Source organism: Paracoccus sp. MBLB3053 (assembly GCF_031822435.1).
Lineage (GTDB): Bacteria > Pseudomonadota > Alphaproteobacteria > Rhodobacterales > Rhodobacteraceae > Paracoccus > Paracoccus aurantius.
This window is the reverse complement of sequence record NZ_JAVQLW010000003.1, coordinates 195,573-219,674: the sequence shown is the minus strand read 5'-3', so window position 1 is coordinate 219,674 and position 24,102 is coordinate 195,573. Positions and strand designations below refer to the sequence as shown.

The 24,102-nt window shown below is 62.3% G+C and carries 22 protein-coding genes; 9 read left to right on the top strand and 13 right to left on the bottom strand.

Going from position 1 to position 24,102, the window contains the following annotated elements:
• Positions 1–4 precede the first annotated feature (4 nt).
• Genes RGQ15_RS17650 through RGQ15_RS17640 form a run of 3 tightly spaced genes read left to right on the top strand, consistent with a single transcriptional unit; the run spans position 5 to position 2,435 of the window.
• Positions 5–988, top strand: a complete 984-nt coding sequence (locus RGQ15_RS17650) for a branched-chain amino acid ABC transporter permease (RefSeq protein ID WP_311162000.1) — start codon at positions 5–7, stop codon at positions 986–988.
• Entirely contained in the window at positions 985–1,740 is a 756-nt protein-coding gene (locus tag RGQ15_RS17645) for an ABC transporter ATP-binding protein (RefSeq protein WP_311161999.1), read from the top strand. Before RGQ15_RS17650 ends, RGQ15_RS17645 begins: the two co-directional genes overlap by 4 nt.
• Positions 1,740–2,435 carry an ABC transporter ATP-binding protein gene (locus tag RGQ15_RS17640; protein ID WP_311161998.1) on the top strand — a complete coding sequence of 232 codons (696 nt, stop codon included), beginning with the start codon at positions 1,740–1,742 and terminating at the stop codon, positions 2,433–2,435. Before RGQ15_RS17645 ends, RGQ15_RS17640 begins: the two co-directional genes overlap by 1 nt.
• 12 nt (positions 2,436–2,447) lie before the next feature.
• On the opposite strand, the gene RGQ15_RS17635 is transcribed toward RGQ15_RS17640, so the two are convergent.
• From RGQ15_RS17635 to RGQ15_RS17595, 9 genes are all read right to left on the bottom strand, one after another.
• Positions 2,448–3,272, bottom strand: a complete 825-nt coding sequence (locus RGQ15_RS17635; RefSeq protein WP_311161997.1) for a sugar phosphate isomerase/epimerase family protein — start codon at positions 3,270–3,272, stop codon at positions 2,448–2,450.
• Positions 3,273–3,274: 2 nt separating this feature from the next.
• Positions 3,275–3,955, bottom strand: coding sequence for an HAD family hydrolase (locus RGQ15_RS17630; protein WP_311161996.1), 681 nt, complete (start codon positions 3,953–3,955; stop codon positions 3,275–3,277).
• Positions 3,952–4,710 carry a glycerophosphodiester phosphodiesterase family protein gene (locus tag RGQ15_RS17625; RefSeq protein WP_311161995.1) on the bottom strand — a complete coding sequence of 253 codons (759 nt, stop codon included), beginning with the start codon at positions 4,708–4,710 and terminating at the stop codon, positions 3,952–3,954. The genes RGQ15_RS17630 and RGQ15_RS17625 overlap by 4 nt, the downstream gene beginning before the upstream one ends.
• Before the next feature lie 13 nt (positions 4,711–4,723).
• Positions 4,724–5,584, bottom strand: coding sequence for an ABC transporter permease (locus RGQ15_RS17620; protein ID WP_311161994.1), 861 nt, complete (start codon positions 5,582–5,584; stop codon positions 4,724–4,726).
• Between the two features lie 10 nt (positions 5,585–5,594).
• On the bottom strand, positions 5,595–6,524 hold the full coding sequence (locus RGQ15_RS17615) for an ABC transporter permease (RefSeq protein ID WP_311161993.1): 930 nt from the start codon (positions 6,522–6,524) through the stop codon (positions 5,595–5,597).
• An 8-nt stretch (positions 6,525–6,532) separates the two neighbouring features.
• Positions 6,533–7,510 (bottom strand): ABC transporter ATP-binding protein, encoded by a 978-nt coding sequence (locus tag RGQ15_RS17610; protein ID WP_311161992.1) that lies wholly within the window; start codon positions 7,508–7,510, stop codon positions 6,533–6,535.
• Positions 7,507–8,502 (bottom strand): ABC transporter ATP-binding protein, encoded by a 996-nt coding sequence (locus tag RGQ15_RS17605; RefSeq protein ID WP_311161991.1) that lies wholly within the window; start codon positions 8,500–8,502, stop codon positions 7,507–7,509. Before RGQ15_RS17605 ends, RGQ15_RS17610 begins: the two co-directional genes overlap by 4 nt.
• Positions 8,503–8,576: 74 nt before the next feature.
• Positions 8,577–10,208, bottom strand: coding sequence for an ABC transporter substrate-binding protein (locus tag RGQ15_RS17600; protein ID WP_311161990.1), 1,632 nt, complete (start codon positions 10,206–10,208; stop codon positions 8,577–8,579).
• 237 nt (positions 10,209–10,445) lie between these two features.
• Complete coding sequence (locus tag RGQ15_RS17595; protein ID WP_311161989.1) at positions 10,446–11,654, bottom strand: cytochrome P450; 1,209 nt, start codon at positions 11,652–11,654, stop codon at positions 10,446–10,448.
• Positions 11,655–11,986: 332 nt separating this feature from the next.
• Between RGQ15_RS17595 and RGQ15_RS17590 the strand changes: the two genes are divergently transcribed.
• Together RGQ15_RS17590 and RGQ15_RS17585 are read left to right on the top strand one after the other, a co-directional pair.
• Positions 11,987–13,195, top strand: coding sequence for an efflux RND transporter periplasmic adaptor subunit (locus RGQ15_RS17590; protein ID WP_311161988.1), 1,209 nt, complete (start codon positions 11,987–11,989; stop codon positions 13,193–13,195).
• 3 nt (positions 13,196–13,198) lie between these two features.
• On the top strand, positions 13,199–15,130 hold the full coding sequence (locus RGQ15_RS17585; protein ID WP_311161987.1) for a MacB family efflux pump subunit: 1,932 nt from the start codon (positions 13,199–13,201) through the stop codon (positions 15,128–15,130).
• Between the two features lie 57 nt (positions 15,131–15,187).
• Here RGQ15_RS17585 and RGQ15_RS17580 read toward each other — a convergent pair whose 3' ends face one another.
• A complete protein-coding gene (locus RGQ15_RS17580; RefSeq protein ID WP_311161986.1) occupies positions 15,188–15,634 on the bottom strand; it encodes a hypothetical protein in 447 nt (148 codons plus the stop codon).
• 250 nt (positions 15,635–15,884) lie between these two features.
• Between RGQ15_RS17580 and RGQ15_RS17575 the strand changes: the two genes are divergently transcribed.
• Both RGQ15_RS17575 and RGQ15_RS17570 read left to right on the top strand, forming a co-directional pair.
• On the top strand, positions 15,885–16,601 hold the full coding sequence (locus RGQ15_RS17575) for a response regulator transcription factor (protein WP_311161985.1): 717 nt from the start codon (positions 15,885–15,887) through the stop codon (positions 16,599–16,601).
• A 28-nt stretch (positions 16,602–16,629) separates the two neighbouring features.
• A complete protein-coding gene (locus tag RGQ15_RS17570) occupies positions 16,630–17,889 on the top strand; it encodes an ATP-binding protein (protein WP_311161984.1) in 1,260 nt (419 codons plus the stop codon).
• 77 nt (positions 17,890–17,966) lie between these two features.
• Here the strand turns inward: RGQ15_RS17570 and RGQ15_RS17565 are convergent, their stop codons facing one another.
• Genes RGQ15_RS17565 through denD form a run of 3 tightly spaced genes read right to left on the bottom strand, consistent with a single transcriptional unit; the run spans position 17,967 to position 21,624 of the window.
• Positions 17,967–19,751 (bottom strand): IlvD/Edd family dehydratase, encoded by a 1,785-nt coding sequence (locus RGQ15_RS17565; protein ID WP_311161982.1) that lies wholly within the window; start codon positions 19,749–19,751, stop codon positions 17,967–17,969.
• Positions 19,748–20,635, bottom strand: coding sequence for an NAD(P)-dependent oxidoreductase (locus RGQ15_RS17560; protein WP_311161981.1), 888 nt, complete (start codon positions 20,633–20,635; stop codon positions 19,748–19,750). Before RGQ15_RS17560 ends, RGQ15_RS17565 begins: the two co-directional genes overlap by 4 nt.
• Before the next feature lie 5 nt (positions 20,636–20,640).
• The gene (denD, locus tag RGQ15_RS17555) at positions 20,641–21,624 is read right to left on the bottom strand and encodes a D-erythronate dehydrogenase (RefSeq protein WP_311161980.1); all 984 of its coding nucleotides are present in this window, start codon (positions 21,622–21,624) and stop codon (positions 20,641–20,643) included.
• 139 nt (positions 21,625–21,763) lie between these two features.
• Between denD and RGQ15_RS17550 the strand changes: the two genes are divergently transcribed.
• Together RGQ15_RS17550 and RGQ15_RS17545 are read left to right on the top strand one after the other, a co-directional pair.
• Positions 21,764–23,221, top strand: coding sequence for an FAD-binding oxidoreductase (locus RGQ15_RS17550; protein WP_311161979.1), 1,458 nt, complete (start codon positions 21,764–21,766; stop codon positions 23,219–23,221).
• A gap of 37 nt (positions 23,222–23,258) precedes the next feature.
• Entirely contained in the window at positions 23,259–23,975 is a 717-nt protein-coding gene (locus RGQ15_RS17545; protein ID WP_311161978.1) for a FadR/GntR family transcriptional regulator, read from the top strand.
• The last annotated feature ends 127 nt before the right edge of the window (positions 23,976–24,102 follow it).

Genomic DNA, 24,102 nt, shown 5'->3' with positions numbered 1-24,102 from the left:
CGGCATGGCGACGGCTTTCCCGCTCCGCTCTCGCGCCCGCCTCTCCGGTCGGCTCAAGGTCGCAATCGTGCTGCTGGCCGCGATGGCGCTTGTGCCGCCGCTTGCGCATATCGTCGGGCAACCTTTCCTCATCGTGATCGCGACGCGGATGGCTGTCTTCGCGATTGCGGCACTTTCGCTTGATCTGATCCTTGGCTATGGGGCGCTCGTCTCCTTCGGCCACGCTGCCTATCTCGGCCTTGGCGCCTATGCTGTGGCGATCCTGTCCCGTGCCGGTATCTCTGACCTGGGACTACATCTTCTGGCGGCCATCTGCGCGGCAATACCCTTTGCGCTGGTCACGGGCGCGATATCACTGCGCACTCGAGGCGTCTATTTCATCATGATCACGCTTGCCTTCGGGCAGATGGCCTATTTCTTTTTCGTTTCATTTTCAGCGCTCGGCGGCGATGACGGGATCGCACTTGCAGCACGTTCGACGCTTTTCGGGCGCCCCGTGCTCGAGCAGGCCAGCGGACTATTCTACGTCACGATGTTCCTTCTCGTGACGACCTATGCAGTTCTCTACCTGATCGCACGGTCCCGCTTTGGCCGGGTGCTGTCGGGTACCCGTGAAAGTGCGCTCAGGATGGAGGCGATCGGCTATCGCCCCTTTCCCTACCAGCTGACAGCCTATGTCATAGCCGCATGTATCTGCGCAGTCGCTGGCGTCATGCTGGCAAACCAGGCCGCCTATGTCTCCCCCGCCTATATGAGCTGGCATCGCTCGGGTGAACTTATCGTCATGGTCGTCCTTGGCGGGATCGGCAGCCTGACCGGGGCGCTGGCAGGCGCCCTTGCGACGATCGCATTGGAAGAGGCATTCGCGAGCTACTCCGAACATTGGCGGCTTGGCTTTGGCATGGTGCTGGTTCTGATCGCGCTGTTTTCACCCGGCGGGATCTCCGGGCTGTTGCGACGGCTCGGGCTGATGCGGGACAGCAAATGACCAGGACGCTGTTGCAGGTTGACACGCTGAGCAAGAACTACGGCGCGCTGAAAGTCACTGATGCAGTCTCGATGACCGTAACCGAAGGTGAGGTCCATGCCGTGATTGGGCCGAACGGGGCGGGCAAGACGACCCTGATCGCTCAGCTTTCCGGACAGGTCCGGCCGGATTCCGGTCGTATTCTTTATGGCGGCGAGGATATCACCCGGCTCGACATGGCGGCGCGCGTCCGCAAGGGGTTGGCGCGGTCCTTCCAGATCACCACGCTTCTGCCTGGCTTCAGCGTGAAGGAAAATGTTGCGCTGGCGGTGCAGGCGCGGAACGGATCATCGTTCCGCTTCTTCCGCGCCGCGGCTTCGGAGGCGGCGCGGAATGACGAGGCCATGCAGCATCTTCAGGATGTCGGCCTTGCTGATCGTGCCGATCGACCGGCTTCGGCGCTCAGCCATGGCGAAAAGCGGCAACTCGAGATCGCCGTGGCCCTGGCGACCCGCCCCCGGCTCTTGCTGCTTGATGAACCATTGGCAGGCACGGGGCTCGAAGAAGCAGACCAGTTGATTGGCCTGCTTGCCGGGTTGAAGGGCAGGTTGACCATGGTTTTGATCGAACATGACATGGAGGCGGTTTTTGCGTTGGCTGATCGGGTATCGGTGCTGGTCTATGGCAGCATTCTTGCCAGCGGAAGCCCAGCTGAAATGCGCGCCGATCCGAAGGTCCGCGCCGCCTACCTGGGAGAGGAGGAGGCCGGCTGATGCTGAAGGTCGATGGGTTGCAGGCCGCTTATGGCGACAGTCGGGTGCTCTTCGGGATCGACCTCGAGGTCGGTCGAGGTGAAGTCGTTACTCTGCTCGGCCGCAATGGCATGGGCAAGACGACGACGGTTCGTGCGATCTTCGGGCTGCTGCGGCCGCGTGCGGGGCGCGTCAGCGTGGACGGGCGAGACCTGACGGGGGCCGAGCCCCACCTCATCGCGCGGGCAGGTCTTGGGCTTGTGCCGGAAGGTCGGCAGGTCTTCGCGCCGCTGACCGTCGAAGAAAACCTGATCGCCACGGCCCGAACACGTGGAAAGGCCGGATGGACGCTTGAACGGATCTATGGCCTGTTCCCGCGCTTGCGCGAACGGCGGCGCAATATGGGCGATCAGTTGTCGGGCGGTGAACAGCAGATGCTGGCGATCGGCCGGGCGCTGATGACCAATCCTGCCCTGATGGTCCTAGACGAGGCGACCGAGGGACTGGCGCCACTGATCCGTGACGAAATCTGGGCATGCCTGCGCCATCTCAAGGACGAGGGCGAGGCCATCCTTATCATCGACAAGAATGTCGACGCGCTCGCCCGCATTGCTGACCGTCATGTCGTCATCGAGAAAGGCAAGGTCGTCTGGTCCGGCTCGACGCCCGAACTCTTGCGGAGCCCGGACGTCAAGACGCGTTTCCTGCATGTCTGAACAGGTCAGGAACTAGCGCGCCAGTCCCATGCGGTTCAACCAGGCAACCGAGGGCAGGACGCCAGCCTTGTCACGCAATTCAAGGATCAGCCTGGGCTTGATCGTCAATTCTCCAAGAGCGCGAAAGACGGCATACCAGTTGACCGACCCTTCCCCGACGGCCCAGTGGCGGTCGGCATGACCATCGGCATCCTGCAAGTGGATATGCTGAAGGCGCTCGCCCGCGCGACGGACGTAGAAATCAACCGGAGGCGCGCCGGTCGAGCCATGGGCGTAATGGGCATGGCCGGTATCAATCGACACCGCCATGGCGGGACTGTCGAAACTGTCGGCCAGGATGCGACGGATGTCGGGGTCCTTGTCTTCTATGTTCTCGATGACCATGGTGACGCCGATATCTTCGGCGCGGCGCACCACGGGCGCCATGGTCAGGTGACAATTCTCGGTGACGCGATCGTAAGCCGAGCGTCCGGTGAAATTGTCCAGATTGTTGAAATCCCAGGTGGTGTAGGGCGAATGGATCACCATCTGGGTCGCACCCAGATATTCGCAGACTTCGAGGCCCTGAAGAAACTTTCGGGTCATGATCGCGCGCAGGTCCGTATCGGGGCTGGCGATGTTCAGCCCCCAGAACGGCCCATGGATACCCAGACGGCCCGCATAGCCGGCCAGAAGGCCCTTGGCCCGATCCGCAACAGCTTTCCAGTCGCCGTTCAACAGATCCGCGTCGAAGAAATCCTGAAGTTCCAGATCGCGATCATCGGAAAGGATGAAATCGCGGAAATGTTCTAGCTCTTTGGTCGGCAGGGCAACGCCCAGCAGGGGAAGATCGCTCATGATCAGGCTGTTCTTTCGAAAAGGGGCAGGGAAAGGTCGTTCAGCAGGTCGTGAAATTCGGCCATGCCGTGAACCAGATGATCGGCACCCGCTTCCAGCAGGCGCTCGGCATGGCCAGGGCGATGCTCCGAAGGTCCGACGAAGCCCACGGCAAGGCATCCCGCGTCACGGGCGCAGCGGATACCGTGGATGTTGTCGTCGATGAAGATCGCCTCTTCAGGCGCGACGCCCAGCCGGTTTGCGGCGAAAAGCGCAAGATCGGGTGCAGGCTTCGCCAATGCAACCTGCTCGGCAGAATAGACTTGACCGGCAAATCGCATCGCAAGCGGCGTGCGCATGATCGATTTTTCCAGCCGGACAATGCTGGAATTCGAGCAGACCGCCATGGCCACGTCAAAGTCCCAAAGGACGGGCTCGATCCCGGGCACATGCGGGACATTCGCGTCGAACATGCGAAACAGGATGCGGTCGGCCTCGGCAAAGACGGCTTTCGCGTCGAGCCCGGCATCCGACATCCATGCCCGACTTTGATCGGCACCGTTGCCCGAGAAAATCTGTGCCGCCTCGGCGCGGGTCAAGGGAACACCCGCTGCGCTGATCGCCTGGGCCAGCGCCTCGCATCCAAGGGGCTCGCTGTCCAGAAGCACACCGTCGCAGTCGAACAGGATCGCCTTGTAGGTCATGCCGGGCAGCTTTCGGCCATAAGTTCACGCACGAGAACCGGATTGTCCGAGACGACAAATCCGGGACCGCGCGCGATCCAGCGCCGGATCAGTTCCGGCTCATTCACCGTCCAGACCGAGGTGGCCTCGACGGGACGCAGCCTGCGGATCTGTTCGAACTCGGCTTCGTAAAGCTCATGGTGGATGCCCACGACATCGACCAGCCCTTCGACCTCGCGCAGCAGCGCGGCGATGCCGCCCTGACGTTCTGCCCATTCGAGATTGACCGAGATGAGCCGACCGAAGTCGGGCGCAACATCCCGGATCTCGTGCACGACCGAGATGTCGAAGCTGTGCAGGACCGAGCGGCTTTCGAGCCCACGTCTGCGCAATGTTTCAGCCACCAGACCGACCATTCCCGGATAGGGCTGGCCTTCGATGTCGGCTTTCAGCTCGACGTAAAGGGCGACGGGATGCGGTTCCAGGATATCCAGCACCTCGTCGAAGCTTGGCACACCCTCGTCGATCAGTGCCCCATCCTCATCCCGCAACCGCAGCGCTTTGCGTTCATCGGGCCTTAGCGCGCGCACCGGGCCCGCGCCGTCCGTCGTTCGTTCCAGCGTCGCGTCGTGGATCACCAGAAGTTCGCCCGCATCGGAAAGGTGCAGGTCGAATTCGACCGCCTCGAAACCACGCCTTGCGGTTTCGCGGAAACCCAATGCCGAGTTCTCGGCCCAAAGGTTGCGGGCGCCGCGATGCGCCATGATCTTGACCATGTTCGGAATTCCCTTAGCGAATGGTGGGGTCGAGGTGATCGCGCAACCAATCACCCAGAAGCGAGATGCTGAGCGTGGTCAGCACGATGACGATCGAAGGCGCGAGCATGATCCAGGGCGCACGCGTCAGGTATTCGCGGCCGAACCCAACCATATTGCCCAGTGAGGTCTGCGGCGGCTGGACCCCCAACCCCAGAAAGCTCAGGCCCGATTCCATCAAGATGATCTCGGGGAATGTCAACGTCATCGACACGATCAGGGTGGACGCGACATTCGGCAGGATATGGTTCAGGTAGACCCGTCGGGGCGTCGCGCCAAGCTGGACCACCGCCGCCGCATAGCCCTGCGCTGAGGCCGAGATCGCAAGCCCGCGCGCGATGCGGGCATAGCGTTCCCAGCCGTAGAACCCCATCAGACAGACCAGCAGAACCATCGACGACCCGAAAAAGGCGAGAACTGCCAGTGACATGATCATGAAGGGCAGCGCGGCCTGGAAATCTGCCAGGGCCATGACCAGATGTTCGACCCAGCCCCGAAACTGCGCGGCCAGAAAACCCAGTGTCGTGCCGAAGAGCGCCGACAGGATCGTCGCGCCGAAGGCGATGATCAGCGAGACACGGATCGACTGGATCAGTCGGGAAAGCACATCCCTTCCCAGCTCGTCCGTGCCCAGCAGATGGCCGGGTGTTCCCATCGGCGCGAGACGCGCAATCAGATCCATGCGGGTGATGTCATAGGGCCGGATCAGGTCGGCAAAGATGGCCGTCAGCACCATCAACCCGAGCCAGATCAATGACAGGAAGACCAGAACGGGCAATTTCAGCCGAATGCGGGTCAGGATGCGGGGCGCAGGCATGGTTGTGGCGGAGCTCATCTTCGGTCCTTCAGTGAGCGGCGGATTTCGCGCGCAGCCTCGGGTCAAGCAGGCCGTATGCGAAGTCCACGAGCAGGTTCGCGACCACCATCGAGGCGGCAATGACCAGCAGCAGGCATTGCACCACGGCAAGGTCGCGGTTCGCGACCGAAACCACGATTAGCCGCCCGACGCCCGGCCACGAGAAAATGCTTTCGACCACCACGGCCCCGGCGATCAGGGAACCGACCATGAAGCCGATCAACGTGACAATCGGGACGGCGGCATTTGGCAGGGCATGACGCCAGACCACATCGCGCCAGGGCAGACCCTTGGCCATTGCGGTGCGGATATAGGGCTGACCCAGCACCTCGATCATCGCCGAACGCGAGAACCGCGCCAGAATGCCGATCCCGCCGATCGACAACGTGGCAATCGGCAGGATGGCATGACGCCAGCTGTCCTGCCCCCCCGAAGGCAGCCAGTCGAGCTTGACCGCAAAGATCAGCACCAGCACAAGGCCCAGCACGAAGGACGGGATCGTGAAACCAAAGATCGACATCATGATCACGCCCCGATCAGCGACCGATTGACGGTGCAACGCCGCATAGACGCCGGCAGGGATGCCGATGGCCAGCTTCAGGAACAGCGCAGGCAATGTCAGCGCAAGCGTCGCCGGAATGCGCTCCATCACCAGATTGATAGCGGGCGACTGGTCGCGCATCGAAACACCGAAATCGAAGCTCAGGATCTGCTTCAGATAGGCCAGATATTGCTGCCAAAGCGGGTCGTTCAGCCCCCAGCGCGCACGGAAGGCGTCGACGGCATCCTGTGGCGCATCCGGCCCAAGCAGAACCTGTGCGGGGTCGCCGGACAGGCGCAGAACGACAAAGGCGAAGGTCACGACCAGAAGGATCGTCAGGAATGCCCGCAAAAGCTTGGCGGATAGGAAACGGATCATGTTCAACCTCAGGCGGCGGGTTGCAGGCTTTGGCCCAGCTTCAGGCAGGCGGCCATCCGACCGTCATGGCGCAACAGCGTCGGCTGCGTCGCGGCACAGGCCGCATCGGCCATTGGGCAACGGGGATGAAAGGCGCAGCCCGAAGGCCGGTTCGCGGGGTTTGGAGGCTCTCCCGAAAGGATGATGCGCCCTTCGAGTCCCTGCCCTGCCTTCGGGATCGAGGATACCAGTGCTCGCGTATAGGGATGGCGCGGGTCGGAAAAGATCCTGTCCGCCGGAGCTTCCTCGACGACACGGCCCAGATACATGACCGCGACCCGATCGCAGATATTGCGGACGACCTTGAGGTCATGGCTGATGAAAACCATGGTGAGCCGCTCGCGTTCCTGAAGTTCGCGCAGCAGGTTGACCACCTGGGCCTGAATGGACACGTCCAGTGCCGAAACCGGTTCGTCGCAGACCAGAAACTGCGGTCCGCTTGCCAGCGCGCGGGCGATGACGACGCGTTGACGCTGACCGCCTGAAAGTTCATGCGGGTAGCGCGCCGCCTGATCGGGCCGCAACCCGACCCGCGCCATCAGGGTTGCGACGCGTTCGCGCAGGGCGGCACCCTTGGCGAGGCCGTGGATCTCGAGAGGCTCACCGATCTGGCGCGCGATGGTCATGCGCCGGTCCAGCGCGGCAAGCGGGTCCTGGAAGATAAGCTGCATCTTGGCGCGCAACCTGCGCCAGGCCTCGCCATGCGGGTCGGGCAAAGGCTGTCCACGGTAGGTGACCGAACCGGCAAAGGGCGTTTCCAGCCCCAAAAGCATCCGACCCAAGGTGGATTTGCCCGATCCGCTTTCGCCCACGATGCCCAGGATCTCTCCTTCGCGAACGGCAAGGTCGATGCCGTCCACGGCACGCACCTCGCTTGCCTTTCCAAAGAGCGGCTTGGCAGTGGTGTAGCGCTGGACCAATCCCCGCGCCTCAAGCAGCATGGTCATGCCGAGATCTCCTGTCGCATCTGAGGAAGGCTGTCGGCACCGGGGGCCGTCACGGGATGGAAGCATGCGACTCTGCCGCCGTTTCGCTGGGCCTTGAGATCCGGGGGGTAGGCGTGGCAGATATCTGACGACCTCGTGCAACGCGGAGCAAACGCGCAGCCCTGGGGCAAGGCGCGCGGATCGGGCACGGTTCCTTCGATCGGCTGCAACCGATGCTGGCCTGCATCGAGATCCGGGATGGCCTGAAACAGGCCACGGGTATAGGGATGGGCCGGATCGCGAAACAGCCCAGCGATGTCATGGGTTTCGACGATACGACCGGCATACATGACCGCTGCCCGCTCGCAGACCGCCGAAACGGCGCCAAGGTCATGGCTGATGAAAACCAGTGCCATGCCGGTCTGGCGCCTTAGCGCGGACAACAAGTCAAGGATCTGGGCCTGGATCGTCGCGTCCAGCGCCGTGGTCGGCTCATCCGCGATCAAAAGATCGGGCTCACCTGCCAGCGCCATCGCGATCATGATCCGCTGGCATTGCCCACCCGAGAATTCGTGCGGGTACAGGTCAATGCGGCTTTTCGCGTCGGGGATACCCACCATGTCCATCAGCCGAAGCACCTCGGCACGTGCCGCGGCCCCCCGCAATCCGCGATGCAGCCTTAGGCTTTCGCCGATCTGGCGGCCGACCCGCTGAACGGGGTTCAGCGCAGACGACGGGTCCTGGAAGATCATTGCGATACGGGCGCCGCGGACGGCCTCGACCGCACGGCGGGGTGCGCCGATCAGTTCCTGCCCTTCAAGCGTGACCGAGCCTTCAACCGATGCCTTGCCCGGCAATAGCCCCAATGCCGCGAGCCATGTCACCGATTTGCCACAGCCGCTTTCGCCGACCAGGCCCACCGCCTCGCCCCGGCCGATCTCAAGATCGATGCCGTGCAGGACCTGCACCCCATCAAAGGCGACACGCAAATCGCTTATGGAGACGAACGACATCGGCCGTCCTCCTGTCTAGCTGGTCGGAATCAAGACAGGGCGGATGCCGTGCACCCGCCCTGTCCCGAGAAGGATCAGACGTTCCAGTTCGAAGAACGGAAATCCATCGCGAAGGCCGGCGCGGCCTTCCAGTTCAGGTCGGATTTCATCCCGGTGAAGACCGCGTTCTGATGCAGCACGGTATAGGCCGGGTCCTCGCGTTCGGTGATCTCAAGAAGCCGCGTGATGGCCTTCTTGCGATCGGCGCGGTTGGTCGAGGTTTCCATGACCGACGACAGCTGGTTCACCTCGTCGTTCCAGAAGTCGCGCTTCTGCTGGGCTTCGCCGTTCGGGCCGAATTGCACGACGAGCGGCGTGATCGGGTCGTTGATCGTGTTCGAAGCCGACCAGTCGCGGACGCCCTTGACCCCTTCGGGATCGTGGATCTGCGCCCAGTTCTCTTTCATCTGGATTTCGACGTTCAGGCCGACCTGCTTCCACATTTCGACAAGGATCTGTGCCGTGGGCGTCTGGTTGGTATAGTAGTTGTTGAGCAGGCGATACGGGATCGCATCCCCCTTGTAGCCGGCCTGCTTGAGCAGATCGCGAGCCAGATCGGGATTGTATTCGGGCACGCTCCAGCCTTCGACGAACATGTCCGAGGTCTTGAAGCTTTCGAATTGCAGCCCGGCCGGGATGACCGTCTGTCCCCCCCAGAGCGCATCGACGATTGCCTTGCGATCAATGGCATGGGTGAAGGCTCGGCGCACCAGCGGATCGGCCAGGAACTCGTTCTGCTTGTTGAAGACCGTGATGCGGTGGTTCCAGATGGTCGAGGATTGCACCTCGAGCCCCGGCGCGGCGGTGACGGTCGAGATCTGGTCCGGCGGCAGGTCGCAGGCGAAATCATATTCGCCCGACAGAAGGCCGTTCACACGGCTTGCGACCTCGGGAACTTCGACGAAGCGGATGCGCTGCAGCGGCGGACGGCCGCCCCAGTAATCGTCGAAGGCCACCAGCGTCAACGAAACGTCAGGGCGGAATTCCTCGACCATGTAGGGGCCGGTGGTGACGGGCTTGGCGGCCCATTCGGCATAGCTGCCGGCCTCGTCCCAGGCACGCTTGTTGGCAATCTGCGACCCATGGGCATAAAGGCGGCCTTCCAGCGTCACGTCGGGCGTCGCGTTGTGGAAGCGGACGGTATATTTGTCCACGGCTTCGACACCGCGCAGCGCAGGCCACATGCGACGTGCGATACCAGGAATATTCGCAGGCAGTTCCTTGGCCGATTGGGGTTTGAAGTTTTCGGCATAGATCGTCTTGCCGCCAGCCGGCTCAGTTCCGGCAAAGAGCCGCTCGTCCGAGAAGGAAAAGACGACATCCTCGGCGGTCAGCTCATCGCCGTTATGAAAGCGCACGCCCTGGCGCAGCTTCAGTTCCAGCGTCTTGTCATCCAGGCGCTTCCATTCGGTCGCAAGGCCCGGCATCGGGCCCTGATTGCCCATCCAGTCGCGCAGGATCAAACCTTCCCACATGTTCGGGAAGAAAACGCGCTCGCCCACGTTCGACTGTTCGTTCCACACATCGAGCGTATTGTTGTTGGTAATCTTCTGCACCGCGATGGTGATCTCGCGGCGCTGGCCCTGTGCACGCAGGCCGCGCGGCAGGATCAGCGAGCCAGCGGCGGCACCGAACAGGCCAAGCGTGTGGCGACGATTGATGAGCATTTGTTTCCCTCTCGCGTTGTTGTCGCGACTTGCGTCAAAGTCGCGACGCATTTGCGCCCGGATTGTGGCAAGGACGCGAGAGTTCGATGAAGCTTAAGTGAAATCTGAACGATGCGCGGTCCGAAGGGACAAGAAACTGGGGCAGGCCCGCCTGACTGGTCCCACTTGGCCGGGATGCGGATCATAACCCCTTTGCCCGTCGGCGCGATCCAGTCCTGATCCCAATCCCGCCCCGGATCAGGAAATGCGGGCAATCAGCGGCGTCGAGCGGCGGATTCCACTGATCCCCATCATCCGGGGCGCTTCGATCAGCTCGATGCCTGATGCGTCGTCCAGCAAGGCCGCAAGCCCTTCCTCAAGTTCGATCCGTGCAAGCATCTCTCCGAGACACCGGTGCGGGCCGCCACCAAAGACGAGATGCGGGCGAATGTGATCTGTCCGCTGCAGGTTGAAGCATTGGGCCGCATCAAGGCGCGCTTCGTCACGCATGGCCGAAAGCGTCGACAGTGCAAGCAATTGCCCCGGGGCCACCAAATGGCTATCGAGAGCGACGGGCGCGGTCACTAAGCGGGGCAATGACCCGACCGGAGGCTCGATCCGCAGCGCTTCGTCTATCGCGGCTGGTATCAACGCGCGATCTTCGCCCACCGCTTCCCACAGAGTTCGGTCGGCAAGCAGTCTGCCCACCAGAAGGTTGAAGCCGGACCGGGTGGTGTCGCTTCCCGCAAGGATGATCCCCATGACCTGGTAGATCAGATCCTCGGATTCCAGCGCGCGTGCGGTTTCGTCCTGCACCAGCGAAGACAACAGATCGTCGCGCGCCTTTTCGCGGCGGTCATCAAGCTCAGCGCTGACAAATCTGTAGAGAGCCTCTGCTGAGCCCTCGATCTCGTCATGACGATCAATCGCATATGGCACCATCAGGCAGCGACTAAATGAATAGACCTGTCCTGCGAACCATGAACTGCTTTGGACGGGAAGACCCAGCATCTTGGCGATCACCTCGGCGGGCAAACGCGATGCGCAAAGCGCCAAGAAATCGAAGGGCTCGCCCCGCGGAAGATCGGCGACGATCTGGCGTGCCACCACCCTGACAAGGCCCCGCTTGGCCCGAATGGCCGGATGCGAGAAGGTCTTGGCAAATGCCCCTCGCTTGTGATGGTGATCCGCGCCATTCGACATGAGCATGAAATTTTCGAGGAATGCGCGGCATCGACCTTCTGGAATGCCCAGAGCTTTCGCGAAGTGAGCCCCCGGCAACTGCGGCAATTGCGGATCGTGGGAAAGGCGGGCCACGTCGTCGGCGCGCAGCGCCATCACCCGGTTCGCGTCGGTCCGCACGACTGGAGATATCCGTCGCAGGTCATCGATCTTCGTCAATGGAGCTTGAGCGAGTTCCTCGGCCGGACAGATCGGGATGCCATCCTCTCCGATCGTGAGCGCCATGGCGAAACCTCCTGATCAGGATACCTGGCGATTGTATCACAACCTGGCGGTATTTTGCCCGCAAACTGTCGCTTCTGGCAGAACGTCAGGTTCCGTCCCGGCGATACCACCGCCATTCTGGCTGTCGACCCCCTTCGTAGCGAAGCCCGGCGCAGGCTGAGATTTGTAAGGAATTATTGCCCCGGAGGAACCAGCAACACTTCCTTACAAAACGGGGCGGGAGGAAACATTTACTCACCCGCCGGATCTAGCCTTGAAACCCCGCAATCCTATTTGTCGGACGTGACGGGCGCTGCCGCGCCCGCGAAGACACCTAGACAAGGAACTGAGAGATGCGCAAATCCGCGACACTTCTGCTGGTCGTCGCGGCCCTGGTTCTCGGCGGCCTGGTGTTCCGCCTTGCTGGTTTTGGGCCTGGCAATGCGGCGACACCCAGCTACATGACTGCACCCGTCGTGCGCGGCAATGTCGAGGTGACGGTGATGGCCGAGGGGCAGTTGAAGCCAGAAAGGCTGGTGGCGGTCGGAGCACAGGTGTCTGGTCGCATCACCTTGCTTGCCGTCAGTCTGGGTCAGGAAGTGAAGGAGGGAGACCTGATCGCCGAGATCGACTCGGTGACACAGGAAAACGCCCTGCGGATTGCAAAGGCGACTCTTGCAAATTACAAGGCCCAGAGGGCACAGCAAGAGGCTGTTCTGGCATTGGCGCAAAAGACCCTGGCGCGCCAGCAGAGGCTGTTGAAAAGCGACAGCACCCCGCATAGCGACTATGACAGCGCCGAAGAGGCCGTCGCCGTGGCAGTAGCCCAGGTTGCTGCACTGGATGCCCAGATCGCAGGTGCCCAGGTCGCCATCGAGTCGGCACAGGCGAACCTTGACTATACCCGTATCACTGCCCCCAGCGACGGCACCGTTCTGGCCATCGTCAACCAGGCGGGACAGACGGTAAACGCGGTTCAATCTTCACCGACCATCGTCGTGCTTGGCCAGCTCGACCGGATGAACGTCCATGCCGAGATTTCCGAAGCAGATATCATTCGCCTTTCGCCGGGTCAGAAGGTGCGCTTCAACCTGCTGGGCGATATTGGCCGGAGCTACGATTCCACCCTGAAAGAAATCGCACCTGCCCCGCAGGCCATCGTCAATGACATCGCCATCGATCCGGACAGTACCTCGGACAGCAGCAGCGAAGCCGTCTATTACATCGGCATCATCCCCGTCGAGAATTCTGACGGCCATCTGCGCACCTATATGACGGCACAGGTGAGTATCATCCTGGGACAATCCAACGACGTTCTGACGATCCCCTCGGCCGCACTCGGACGACAGGATGAAAATGGCAAATACACATTGCGGATCTGGCAGAGCGACGGAACCGTGCACCCCCGGCAGGTCAGCATCGGGCTGAACGACAAGGTTGTTGCAGAGGTGCTCGACGGTCTGTCCGAGGGCGAAATGGTCATCACGGGCGAGGCAACAGGTTCGGGTCCGCAAACGGGCATGACGGGCGGGATGATGGGCCCGCCACCGATGGGAGGCTAGGAGATGAGTTCCCTGATCCATCTTTCCTCGATCAGCCGCAGCTATCCTTCGGGAGAGGGAGAACTCAAGGTCCTCGACGATATCGACCTCAGGATTGGCCAAGGCGAGTTCGTGGCGATCATTGGCGCGTCGGGATCGGGCAAATCGACGCTGATGAACATTCTGGGCTGTCTCGATCGTCCGAGTTCGGGCAGCTACCTGCTTGATGGTCGCGAGGTCGCAGAACGCGGCAGCGCCGATCTGGCAAGGCTGAGACGCGAGTTCTTCGGCTTCGTCTTTCAACGCTATCATCTGCTTGCCGAGATGACGGCACTGGGCAATGTCGAGGTACCCGCGATCTACCGTGGGCTGAACGCCACCTCCCGCCGCGACAAGGCGGCCGCCCTTCTGGGTCGGCTCGGAATGGGAGGCCGGCTGGACCACCGCCCGGGGCAGCTCTCCGGCGGCCAGCAGCAACGCGTCTCGATCGCCCGCGCCCTTGTCAACGATGCTCGGGTCATTCTCGCGGACGAACCGACCGGCGCGCTCGACAGCCGCAGCGGCGAAGAGGTCCTGACGATCCTGGAAGAACTGAACGCCGAAGGGCGGACGGTGATCCTTGTCACCCATGATCCCAACGTCGCGGCACTAGCGCGCCGGGTGATCGAGATTGCCGATGGCCGGATCGTATCGGACAGCGCGACGTCGGTCGACGCGCCCGGCATCTCTGTTCCCCGGACGGAAGCAGCGGGCGCCGCCCCCGGAATTGGCCGGATGGCCGAGGCGTTCCGTATGGCGGTCCTGGCGATGCGTGCCCACAAACTGCGCAGCTTTCTGACCATGCTTGGGATCATCATCGGGATCGCGTCGGTCGTGTCCGTGGTGGCGCTTGGCGAAGGCTCGCGGCAGCAGGTTCTGGAAAATATCTCAAGCCTCGGAACAAACACGCTGCAGATCTACCCGGGCCAAAGCTTCGGTGACACTCGCTCGGGTCGGGTGACGACGCTTGTGCTCGAGGACGGAACGCAGCTTGCCCGGCAGTCCTATGTCGCCTCGGTCAGTCCCTCGGTCAGCAGTGCGCAGACCCTTCGCTATGGCGCGACCGAAGCCACTGCCCAGATCAGCGGGGTCAGCGAACAATATTTCGACGTCGCGGGCATCACGCTGACGCAGGGGCACGCATTTGACGCATCCGACGTGGCCGCAATGACCCAGGATGTGGTCATCGACGAGAACACCAGGAAAAATCTGTTTCCGGATGGAAACCCGCTGGGGCAGGTCTTCATGGCGGGCAAGGTCCCCTTGCGCGTCATTGGCGTGGCCGCCATTCAGCAACGCGGCCCCGGCGGCAGCACCAGCCTGACGATCTATGCGCCCTATAGCACGGTTCAGGCGCGCTATCTTGGATCAACCAGCGTCAGCAGTCTGACATTGCGTGTGGCGGACGATGTCGAAATGAGCATTGCCCAGCAGTCGGTGACAGACTTCCTGACCCAACGCCATGGCAGCAAGGACTTCTTCATCATCAACAATGACGAGATCCGCTCGACCATCACCAGCACGACCCGGACAATGACGATCCTCATCGCGGCCATCGCCGTGATCTCGCTTCTCGTGGGCGGAATCGGCGTCATGAACATCATGCTCGTTTCGGTCACGGAACGGATCGGCGAGATCGGCCTTCGCATGGCGGTCGGCGCGCGCAGGTCCGATATTCGCGCGCAATTCCTGATCGAGGCGGTTCTGGTCTGCCTGATCGGCGGCACCGCAGGGGTAACGGCCGCGCTGGGATTTGGATTTGCCTTCGAACATTTCGGCAGCAGCTTCCAGCCGATCTATTCACCCTTTTCGATCGCCGCAGCCATGGCCAGCAGCTGTGGCATCGGCCTGATCTTCGGCTATCTGCCGGCCGCAAATGCTTCTCGGCTGCATCCCGTGGCGGCACTCGCCGCCTGAGCGACAAACGGCGGCCGGTATTACCGGCCGCCGCCTTTGTCTCGTCTCACCCGCAGATCAACGCAGGCGCGGAGCAAGTCCCAGGACCTCGACGATCTTGTGGTCCTTCTTGTTCACGAGCACCAGGCGGTCGTCGATCACCCGGTATTCCTTGCCGCGCGGCGCTTCCTTGAGACGCATGTCCTTGCCCGGCTTGAACGGTGTTCCTGCGGCACCATTATCGCCGACCCGCAAATGCCTCGGTGCCATGCCGGGCTGGTCATCGCGGCGCGGTTCCTGACGGCCGGCGCGCATTTCGGGGGGCGGTCCACGGCGATCGTCGCCCGGACGCCCTGCCCGGTCATCGCGATGTTTCTTCTGCTCAGCCTTCTGCGGCTTGGGACAGTCCTTCTGGTCCTGTCGGCAGACCGGCGGCGGTCCGTCGGGACGGGCTTCGGCCTGGGCGAGTTGAGCCGAACCCAGAGTGGTCGCCGCGATTGCGGTCATCATCAGAAAGCGACGCATTGCATCAATCCTTGTTTTTCTGCTCGAAGATCACGACCGGCAAACAAAGGCAGGCCGGTCGGATCACCGCCAGCACTAAAGCTTGTGGCCATGTCGGGACGAGGTCCGGGAAGTGACGAATTGTGTCTGCCGCCCACTGAATTGTAACCCGTTGTTTCCGGCCCGAACCCGGAAATGCTTCGTCACAAAAATGCCAAGGCGCGATGGGCGGAAAAACGCTAGAACAGGGCCAGATGCATAGGACATGACGATGAAGCACATCCTGATCGTCGATGACGACCCCGAGATCCGAAATCTTTTGCGCCGCTATCTTGAGGGTCAGGGCTTTCGCGTATCCATGGCTGCGGACCGGCGCGAATGCGAGGCGCGTGTCGCGGATTCGCGTCCTGACCTGATCGTGCTCGACGTGATGCTGCCCGATGGGTCGGGGCTCGACATCTGCCGCAGCCTGCACGAGCACCGCCCCGACTTGCGGATCATCCTTCTGACAGCACTGAAGGAAGACGTCGATCGCATCGTCGGCCTTGAGCTTGGCGCAGATGACTATCTGGGCAAGCCCTTCAACCCCCGCGAACTTGTCGCACGGATCAAGGCCGTGCTCCGCCGGGCCGGGTCCGACGAAATGCCAGCCCCCGAGGCACGCATCTATGGCTTTGCCGGTTTCGAGGTCGATCCGGGTCAGCGACGGGTGCTGGCCTTTGACGGCACCGAGATCGATCTGACGGGGGCCGAATTCGACCTGCTTCATGTCTTTCTGGAACGTCCGGGGCGTCTGCTGTCGCGAGACCAGCTGCTGGACCTGACCCAAGGGCGTGACCGGGATCCGCTGGACCGCTCGATCGACGTGCTCATGAGCCGCCTGCGCCGCAAGCTCGCCGAAAAGAACACGGAGGCGATCTTTCGAACGGTCCGGAACGGTGGCTACCAGCTTTCGGTCCCGGTGACGGTCGGGACCGGGCCAGCATGACCGAGACCATCGACCCGTGTGAGGCAGGATGAATTCGCTCAGAACCAGAATTGCCGCCCTGCTCATCGCCGCGATCGTGTCGGTGGTCGTTCTGGCAACCTTCACGGCGACGCGCGTCATGCACCCGCCGCTGCCCGAGGCAACGATCGATGTCGTGGCCCGTCAGATCCACATGACGCTTGGCTTGCTGGGCTATGGCCCGGCGGAACGGCCGATGCTGCAGCCCGAACCGGCAAAGGGCGAACTGGACGAAAAGCTCACCAATTTTCTGCGGCATTCGCTTGCGCGGACGGGCCAGCCTCTGGACGTCCTGGTGACCCAGGAATCAAAACAGGTCGCTCCGACTGCGTCCGTTCCGATCGAAGGACAGGGATGGCTGCTGGTCCATGTCCCGGACATGCGGCCCCCTTCCGGTCAGTGGAAGATGCTCAGCCTTTGGTTGTCACTCATCGGGCTGGGCAGTGCAGCCATCGCGATCCATGCGGCGCAAAGGCTGACCCGCCCGCTGCAGATGATCGAGGACGCGGTGGACAAGATCGGACCGGACGGAACGCTGCGGCCCGTCCCCGAAACCGGCTCGGGCGAGGTTCGCGCCGCGGCACGCGCACTGAATCGCCTGTCGCGCCAACTCGGCCAGTCGATGGAAAGCCGGATGCGCCTGGTTGCCGCGGCAGGGCACGATCTGCGCACGCCGATGACTCGGATGCGCCTGCGCGCCGAGTTCATCGAAGATGACGAAGAGCGTGCGAAATGGCTTTCGGATCTCGAGGAACTCGACATGATCGCGGATAGCGCGATCCGACTGGTCCGCGAAGAGGTCGGGGCCGATGACAGCGAGCCGGTTCGGCTGGACCGGATGCTGGGCGAGATCGTCTCGGAACTGCACGGGCTTGGCCAGAAGGTTCAGCTGGCGGATCTGCCGCGGATCGAGGTGGCGGCCGGTCCGATTGCGCTTAAGCGTGCCCTGCGCAACCTGATCACCAATGGGGCAACTCATGGTCAGGGCGCACAGGTTTCAATGGTTTGCGAGGACGGCCACGCAGTCGTGCGGATTGTCGACAGCGGGCCGGGCGTTCCGGCCGAACTGCTTTCGCAGGTGTTCGAGCCGTTCTTCCGCGTCGACCAGGCGCGGCGCAAATCGGTTCCGGGTGCGGGCCTGGGCTTAGCCATCGCGCGTGAGATCATCGAACGCTATAGCGGTACCATCACGATCCGGAACCGCGATCCTCACGGCCTCGAACAGATTTGTTCGATACCATGCACTTTCCCCAACCAAGACCGGCACTAAGTATCGGAGATTTAGCGTCTTCGATCGGCAAAGACCGGCAGTTCTGCCGCCGGTCTTCGCGTTCTTTTGCTGTTGCCTCAGTGATTGTGGCGCGGCGGCGTCGTCGAGATGCGCTGGAAGTCTTCGGCACCGCGGATCGTGGCCCCATCTTCAAGCTGCGTGACCGTCTCGCGATAAATCCGCTGCCATGGGGTGCGCGAGGGCGGGACCGGTGGGATGCTATCCATCTTGCGGCGCGCAATCTCGGTTTCATCCACCAGCATGTCGCAGGTGCCCGAGTTGAGATCCAGCCGGATCACGTCGCCCGTGCGGATCCATGCGAGACCGCCGCCAGCCGCGCTTTCGGGTGAGGCATTCAGGATCGAGGGGCTGTCCGCCGTGCCCGATTGCCGTCCGTCACCGATCGTCGGAAGGCTGGTGATTCCGCGCTTAAGAAGGCGATCCGGCGGCTGCATGTTCACCACCTCGGCCGAGCCCGGCCAGCCCAGCGGACCCGCGCCGCGAATGACCAGGATCGAACGCTCGTCGATCTCCAGCGCCGGATCGTTGATCCGGGCATGGTAATCCTCGGAGCCGTCGAAGACGAAGGCCTTGCCCTCGAAGATGCCTTCGCGGCCCGGTTCCGACAAGTAACGCGCCCTGAAGTCGGCGGAAATCACCGAGGTCTTCATGATCGCGAAATCGAAGAGGTTGCCCTTCAGCACGAAGAAGCCCGCGCGCTCCATCATCGGGTCGGCATAGGGCTTGATGACCTCGCGGTCGCTCGCCTCGCGGCCTTCAAGGTTCTCGGCCATGGTCGCGCCGGTCACGGTCGGGACGCTGCCGTCGAGCTTCCCGGCCTGCAGCAGTTCCCACATGATGGCCGGAACGCCGCCCGCGCGGTGGAAACGCTCGCCCAGATAGGCGCCAGCGGGCTGGACGTTTGCCAGCAGAGGAATGTCATAGCCATGCGCCTGCCAGTCCTCGGGGCGCAGATCGGCCCCGGCATGCTTGGCCATCGCCATGATATGGGGCTGGGCATTGGTCGAGCCGCCGATGGCCGAGTTCACCCGGATCGCGTTCAGGAAGGCTTCGCGCGTCAGGATATGCGACGGCCGGATGTCTTCCAGCACCAGTTCGACCGCGCGGCGGCCGGTACGATAGGCCATCTGGCCGCGCTGTCGATAGGCAGCCGGGATCGCGGCGCAGCCGGTCAGCGACATGCCGAGCGCCTCGGCAATGGCGTTCATCGTCGAGGCCGTCCCCATGGTGTTGCAATGGCCGACCGAGGGAGCGCTGTCGAGCGCGGCGTCGAGGAACTCTTCGCGCGTGATTTCGCCGGCCGCATATTTCCGGCGCGAGCGCCAGATCACCGTGCCCGAGCCCACCAGCTCGCCATCATGCCAGCCGTCGAGCATCGGCCCGCCCGACAGCACGATCGCCGGGATGTCCACCGTGGCCGCCGCCATCAGCGCCGAGGGTGTGGTCTTGTCGCAGCCCGTGGTCAGCACGACGCCGTCGAAAGGATAGCCGTAAAGCAGTTCGACCAGGCCCATATACGCCAGGTTGCGGTCCAGCGCGGCGGTCGGGCGCTTGCAGTTCTCGAACAGCGGATGCGAGGGGAACTCGATCGGGATGCCACCCGCATCGCGGATGCCGTCGCGCACGCGCTTGGCCAGATCCAGGTGGTGGCGGTTGCAGGGGTTCAGGTCGCTGCCCGATTGCGCGATGCCGATGATCGGCTTGCCCGAACGCAGTTCTTCCGGCGTGGTGCCGTAATTCATGAACCGCTCGAGATAGAGCGCGGTCATGTCCGCATGGTCGGGGTTGTCAAACCAATCCTGCGAGCGCAGGCGGCGCGTTGGCTGATGATCCGATGTCATTTGCTTTCCTCCACAGGCAGTCCTGCGTTCATTCCCTCCAGATGCAACAGCAATCCGCTGTGATCCGTATCACCGTGACCTGCGGCGACGAATTGGGTGAATTCATCTCGCACCGCTGCTGTCAAGGGCAGTTTCAGTCCCGTCGCCTGGGCAAGATCAGAAACCGCGTTCAGATCCTTGAGCTGCAATCGCGAAGGTCCGCCCGGCGCGAAGTCGCGCCGAACCATCCTGCCGCCATGCAATTCCAGGATCCGGCTTTCTGCGAAACCGCCCCGGATGGCATCGCGGAACTTCTCGCGATCCGCGCCGCCCGCCTGAACCAGCATCATAGCCTCCGCGACCGCGCCGATGGTGACCGCGACGATCTGCTGGTTCGCAAGTTTGCAGACCTGACCGGCGCCCGATGGCCCGACATGGGTCAGCCGGCCCAGAGGCGCGAAGATATCCGTGATTTGCGCGATCACATCGGCATCGCCCCCGGCCATCAGTGCAAGCGTGCCGGCTTCGGCACCGACCACTCCTCCGGAGACCGGGCAGTCGACATGGGCGATCCCAATTTCCCTCAACCGGGCAGAATGATCCCGCGCAATTTCCGGGGCGATCGAAGAGGTATCGACCAGGACGGCGCCAGCGCGCATCGCCTGGGCGACACCGCGCGCGAAAAGGACATCTGCCACGGCTTGACCATCGGAAAGCATGGTAAAAACCACGTCGGAACCCGCCGCCGCGCTGGCCGGGTCAGCCGCGACAATCGCTCCCGCGGCTTCCAGGGCTTGCGCTTTTTCCGCCGCCCGGTTCCAGACGGTCACCCGAAAACCCGCACCAAGTAGCCGGCGCGCCATGGGTGCCCCCATCAGCCCGGTGCCCAGGAATGCGATGTTCATGCCGCTCATAGCTGGCCGCCCAGCTCGTCCTCGATATGGACGCGGATGATCTCGTCGAAACTGTCTTCAGCCGTGAAGCCCAGTTCGCGGGCGCGCCTGGCCTCAAAGCCGGGAGCCCAGCCTTCACACATGCGGATGATCATGTCATCGGGTTCGCGACGAATCAGGCGGACGGCTTTTTCCCCGGCAACACGGCGCAGGGCCTCGATCTGTTCGCCCACCGTCGCGCTCAGACCCGGCATCGAAAGGTTGCGGCGCGGGCCCACGACATTCACGTCGATCGACGCGGCATGCAGCATGAAGCCCACAGCAGACCGCGGCGAAGTGTGCCAATGTCGGATCTCTTCAGGAACCGGCAATACCGCCTCTTGCCCCACCAGCGGCTCTCGCAGGATGTTCGAGAAGAAGCCCGAGGCCGCCGCATTCGGCTTGCCGGGACGGATGCAGATCGTGGGGAGTCGGATGCCGATGCCGTCAAAGAAGCCACGGCGGGAATAGTCGGCCAGAAGCAGCTCGCTCATGGCTTTCTGGGTGCCATAGCTGGTCAGCGGCGTGGTGTGGAAATCGTCGGGAATCGGGAAAGGCAGGGGTGCGCCGACGACCGCGATGGACGAAGCGAAGACGACGCGCGGACGGTATCCGTCTTCCTTTTGCGCAAGGCGGATCGCCTCGAACAGGGCGCGGGTGCCGTCGAGGTTGATGCGATAGCCTTTTTCGAAATCAAGCTCGGCCTCGCCCGAGACGATGGCGGCAAGATGGTAGATCACATCAGGACGAGTCGCGATCAGCTTTTCGGCCGTGCCCGCATCCGACAGATCGGCGGTCAGGCTGTTGACCTTGCCCGTGAATCCCTCGGGGCTTGCAGGCTGGAACACATCGACCAGCGTGAGCGCTTCGAGGGTCTGATCGTTGAAGCCACCATCGGCAACCAGCCGTTGCGTCAGTTTGCGACCCACCATTCCGGCCGCACCAATGATCAGGATATGCATCTTTGTCCTCCTCCCGGGCAATCTGATCCGTCTCCGGCCCCGTGCCGGCCGACGGATTTATATGGTTGTCTGATAACCTGATCTTTGTATGATGCAAGTCGTTTTCACGCCCATGTGCGATCAGGGAGGATATGGCGGCATGGATCGTCAGTTGGAGGAAGCCGGTTTCGCGGCAAGCGAAGCGGGTCAGAACGGATTTTCAGAAGCGCTGCGCAATGCACTTGGCGCCGATCTCGTCCTGACCGGCGATGAGACCGCACGCTATTGCAGCGACTGGCACGGCGACGTTCAATGCCGCGCCGAAGCGGTTCTTCGCCCCCGCACCACGGAAGAGGTCTCGGCATGTGTTCGGGCCGCCGCCACCCTGGGGCTGGGGATCGTGCCGCAGGGAGGCAATACTGGCCTTGTTCTGGGTGGTGTCCCTGACACGCCCGTAGCGGTCGTCGTTCTCAGCCTCGAGCGCATGACGCGGATCAGGCAGATCGATCCGGACGACTTCTCGGCTGTCGTCGAGGCCGGCGTGATGCTCGAGACATTCAAGGACGAGGTGTCGAAGGCCGGGCTTTTCTTCCCCTTGGCGCTTGGTGCCCAAGGCAGTTGTCAGATCGGGGGCAACGTATCGACAAACGCAGGCGGCGTGAACGTGCTTCGCTACGGGATGACTCGCGAGCTGGTGTTGGGTCTTGAAGTGGTTCTGCCGGACGGTTCGGTCTTCAGCGGCCTGTCACAGCTTCGCAAGGATAATCGCGGCATTGATCTCAAACAGCTCTTCATCGGAGCAGAAGGCACGCTTGGCATCATCACCGCCGTTTCGGTCAAGCTTCTGCCACGTCCCGAGCAGGTCGCGACCGCCCTTCTCGCGCTTGAGTCGCTCGACGACGCGATCAGGCTTTACCGGCGCGCCCGGCATCAGTGCTGTGATCTCATGTCGGCATTCGAATTCATGCCGCCACTTGCGCTGCGTCTTGCGCAGGAGGGCATCCCGGACCTTCAGCTTCCGATGGATGCCGATCACTCCGCTTACGTCCTTATGGAAATTTCGGGCTCGGGTCTTGTCGACATCGACGATCTGATGGCGCGATTCCTGGAACAGGTGATGGAGGACGGCCTGGTGATCGATGGTGTTCTCGCCCAATCCCAGGCGCAGGCCCAGAATATCTGGCTGATCCGCGAGGGGATGAACGAAGGCCAGGCCAAGCGCGGCAAGCACCTGCGCACCGATGTTTCCGTGCCTCTTTCGAAGCTTGCAGAATTCGTCGCCGAGGCCGAAGCCGCCGTCGCAAGTGAAATGCCTGACGCAATCTGCGTCTCATATGGGCATGTCGGTGATGGCAACGTGCACCTGAACGTGCTGCCGGATTTCGAAGCGGGAAGCGCCGCGATCGACGCCCAGATCCTGAAGGCCAAGAAGATCGTGAATTCCGTTCTGGACAGATACAAAGGCTCCATCAGTGCCGAGCATGGCATTGGCAGGCTGAAGAAACCCGATTTCGACACGAGACTGCCCGATACCCATCGCCAGCTTCTGACGGCAATCAAGCGGGCGGTCGATCCCCACTGGACGATGAATCCGGGCTGCCAGATAGACCGGACCTGAGGTAATCATTCAGGAAAGGGAGGAGAGACTATCCGGTATGGCTCAAGGATTTAGACAGATTTCGCGCAACGAACACCTGCCCGCGCGAATCGCGGCGCAATTTGCGCAACTCATTCACAAGGGAACGATCAAGCCCGGCGACAAGCTTCCGACCGAGCACTCGATGGCGCAGACTTTCGGCGTCAGCCGCACGGTGGTTCGCGAGGCGATTGCCCAGCTTCGAAATGAAGGCCTCGTCGAAACGCGTCAGGGGGTCGGCGCTTTCGTGGTGGAACGACAAGCCCGGCATATTCGACTTGGCGATGGCGGTCTGATGGACAATCACGCCTTCCAGGACCTGTTTCAGCTGCGCGTACCGCTGGAGATCGAGGCCGCTGGTCTGGCAGCGCTGAACCATACGGAAGAGCAAATGGGGCTGCTGGAGGAGGCGCTGCTTCGCATGTCCGCATCCGACGACTGGAATACCGAGGGCGTGGCGGCGGACCTGGAGTTTCATCGCATCATCGCTTTGGCGACAGGGAACGATTATTTCGACCAGTTCATCAGCGCGATTGCCGATCGGGTAGGTCATGTCATCATCGCGGCACGAGAACAGATCATGCTGGACGAAATCAAGTCGATCACGATTGAGGAACATGGCGCGATCCGTGATGCAATTCACGCCCGCGATCCCATAGCCGCGCGCCAGGCAATGCGGTCACACCTGAAAGGCTCGGCGAGTCGCGTCGGTCTGCAGTTGAAATTCTTTATCTAGATCAACTATCTGCCCGAAAATTCGCCGCGGAAGGTTTTGTCGGTGGACAGATGTTTATCGCAAGGTTATTGATCTGGTCATAATGTTGTCTGACAGCAAATTTTGTCAGCGTAGCGTTTGGAGGCGC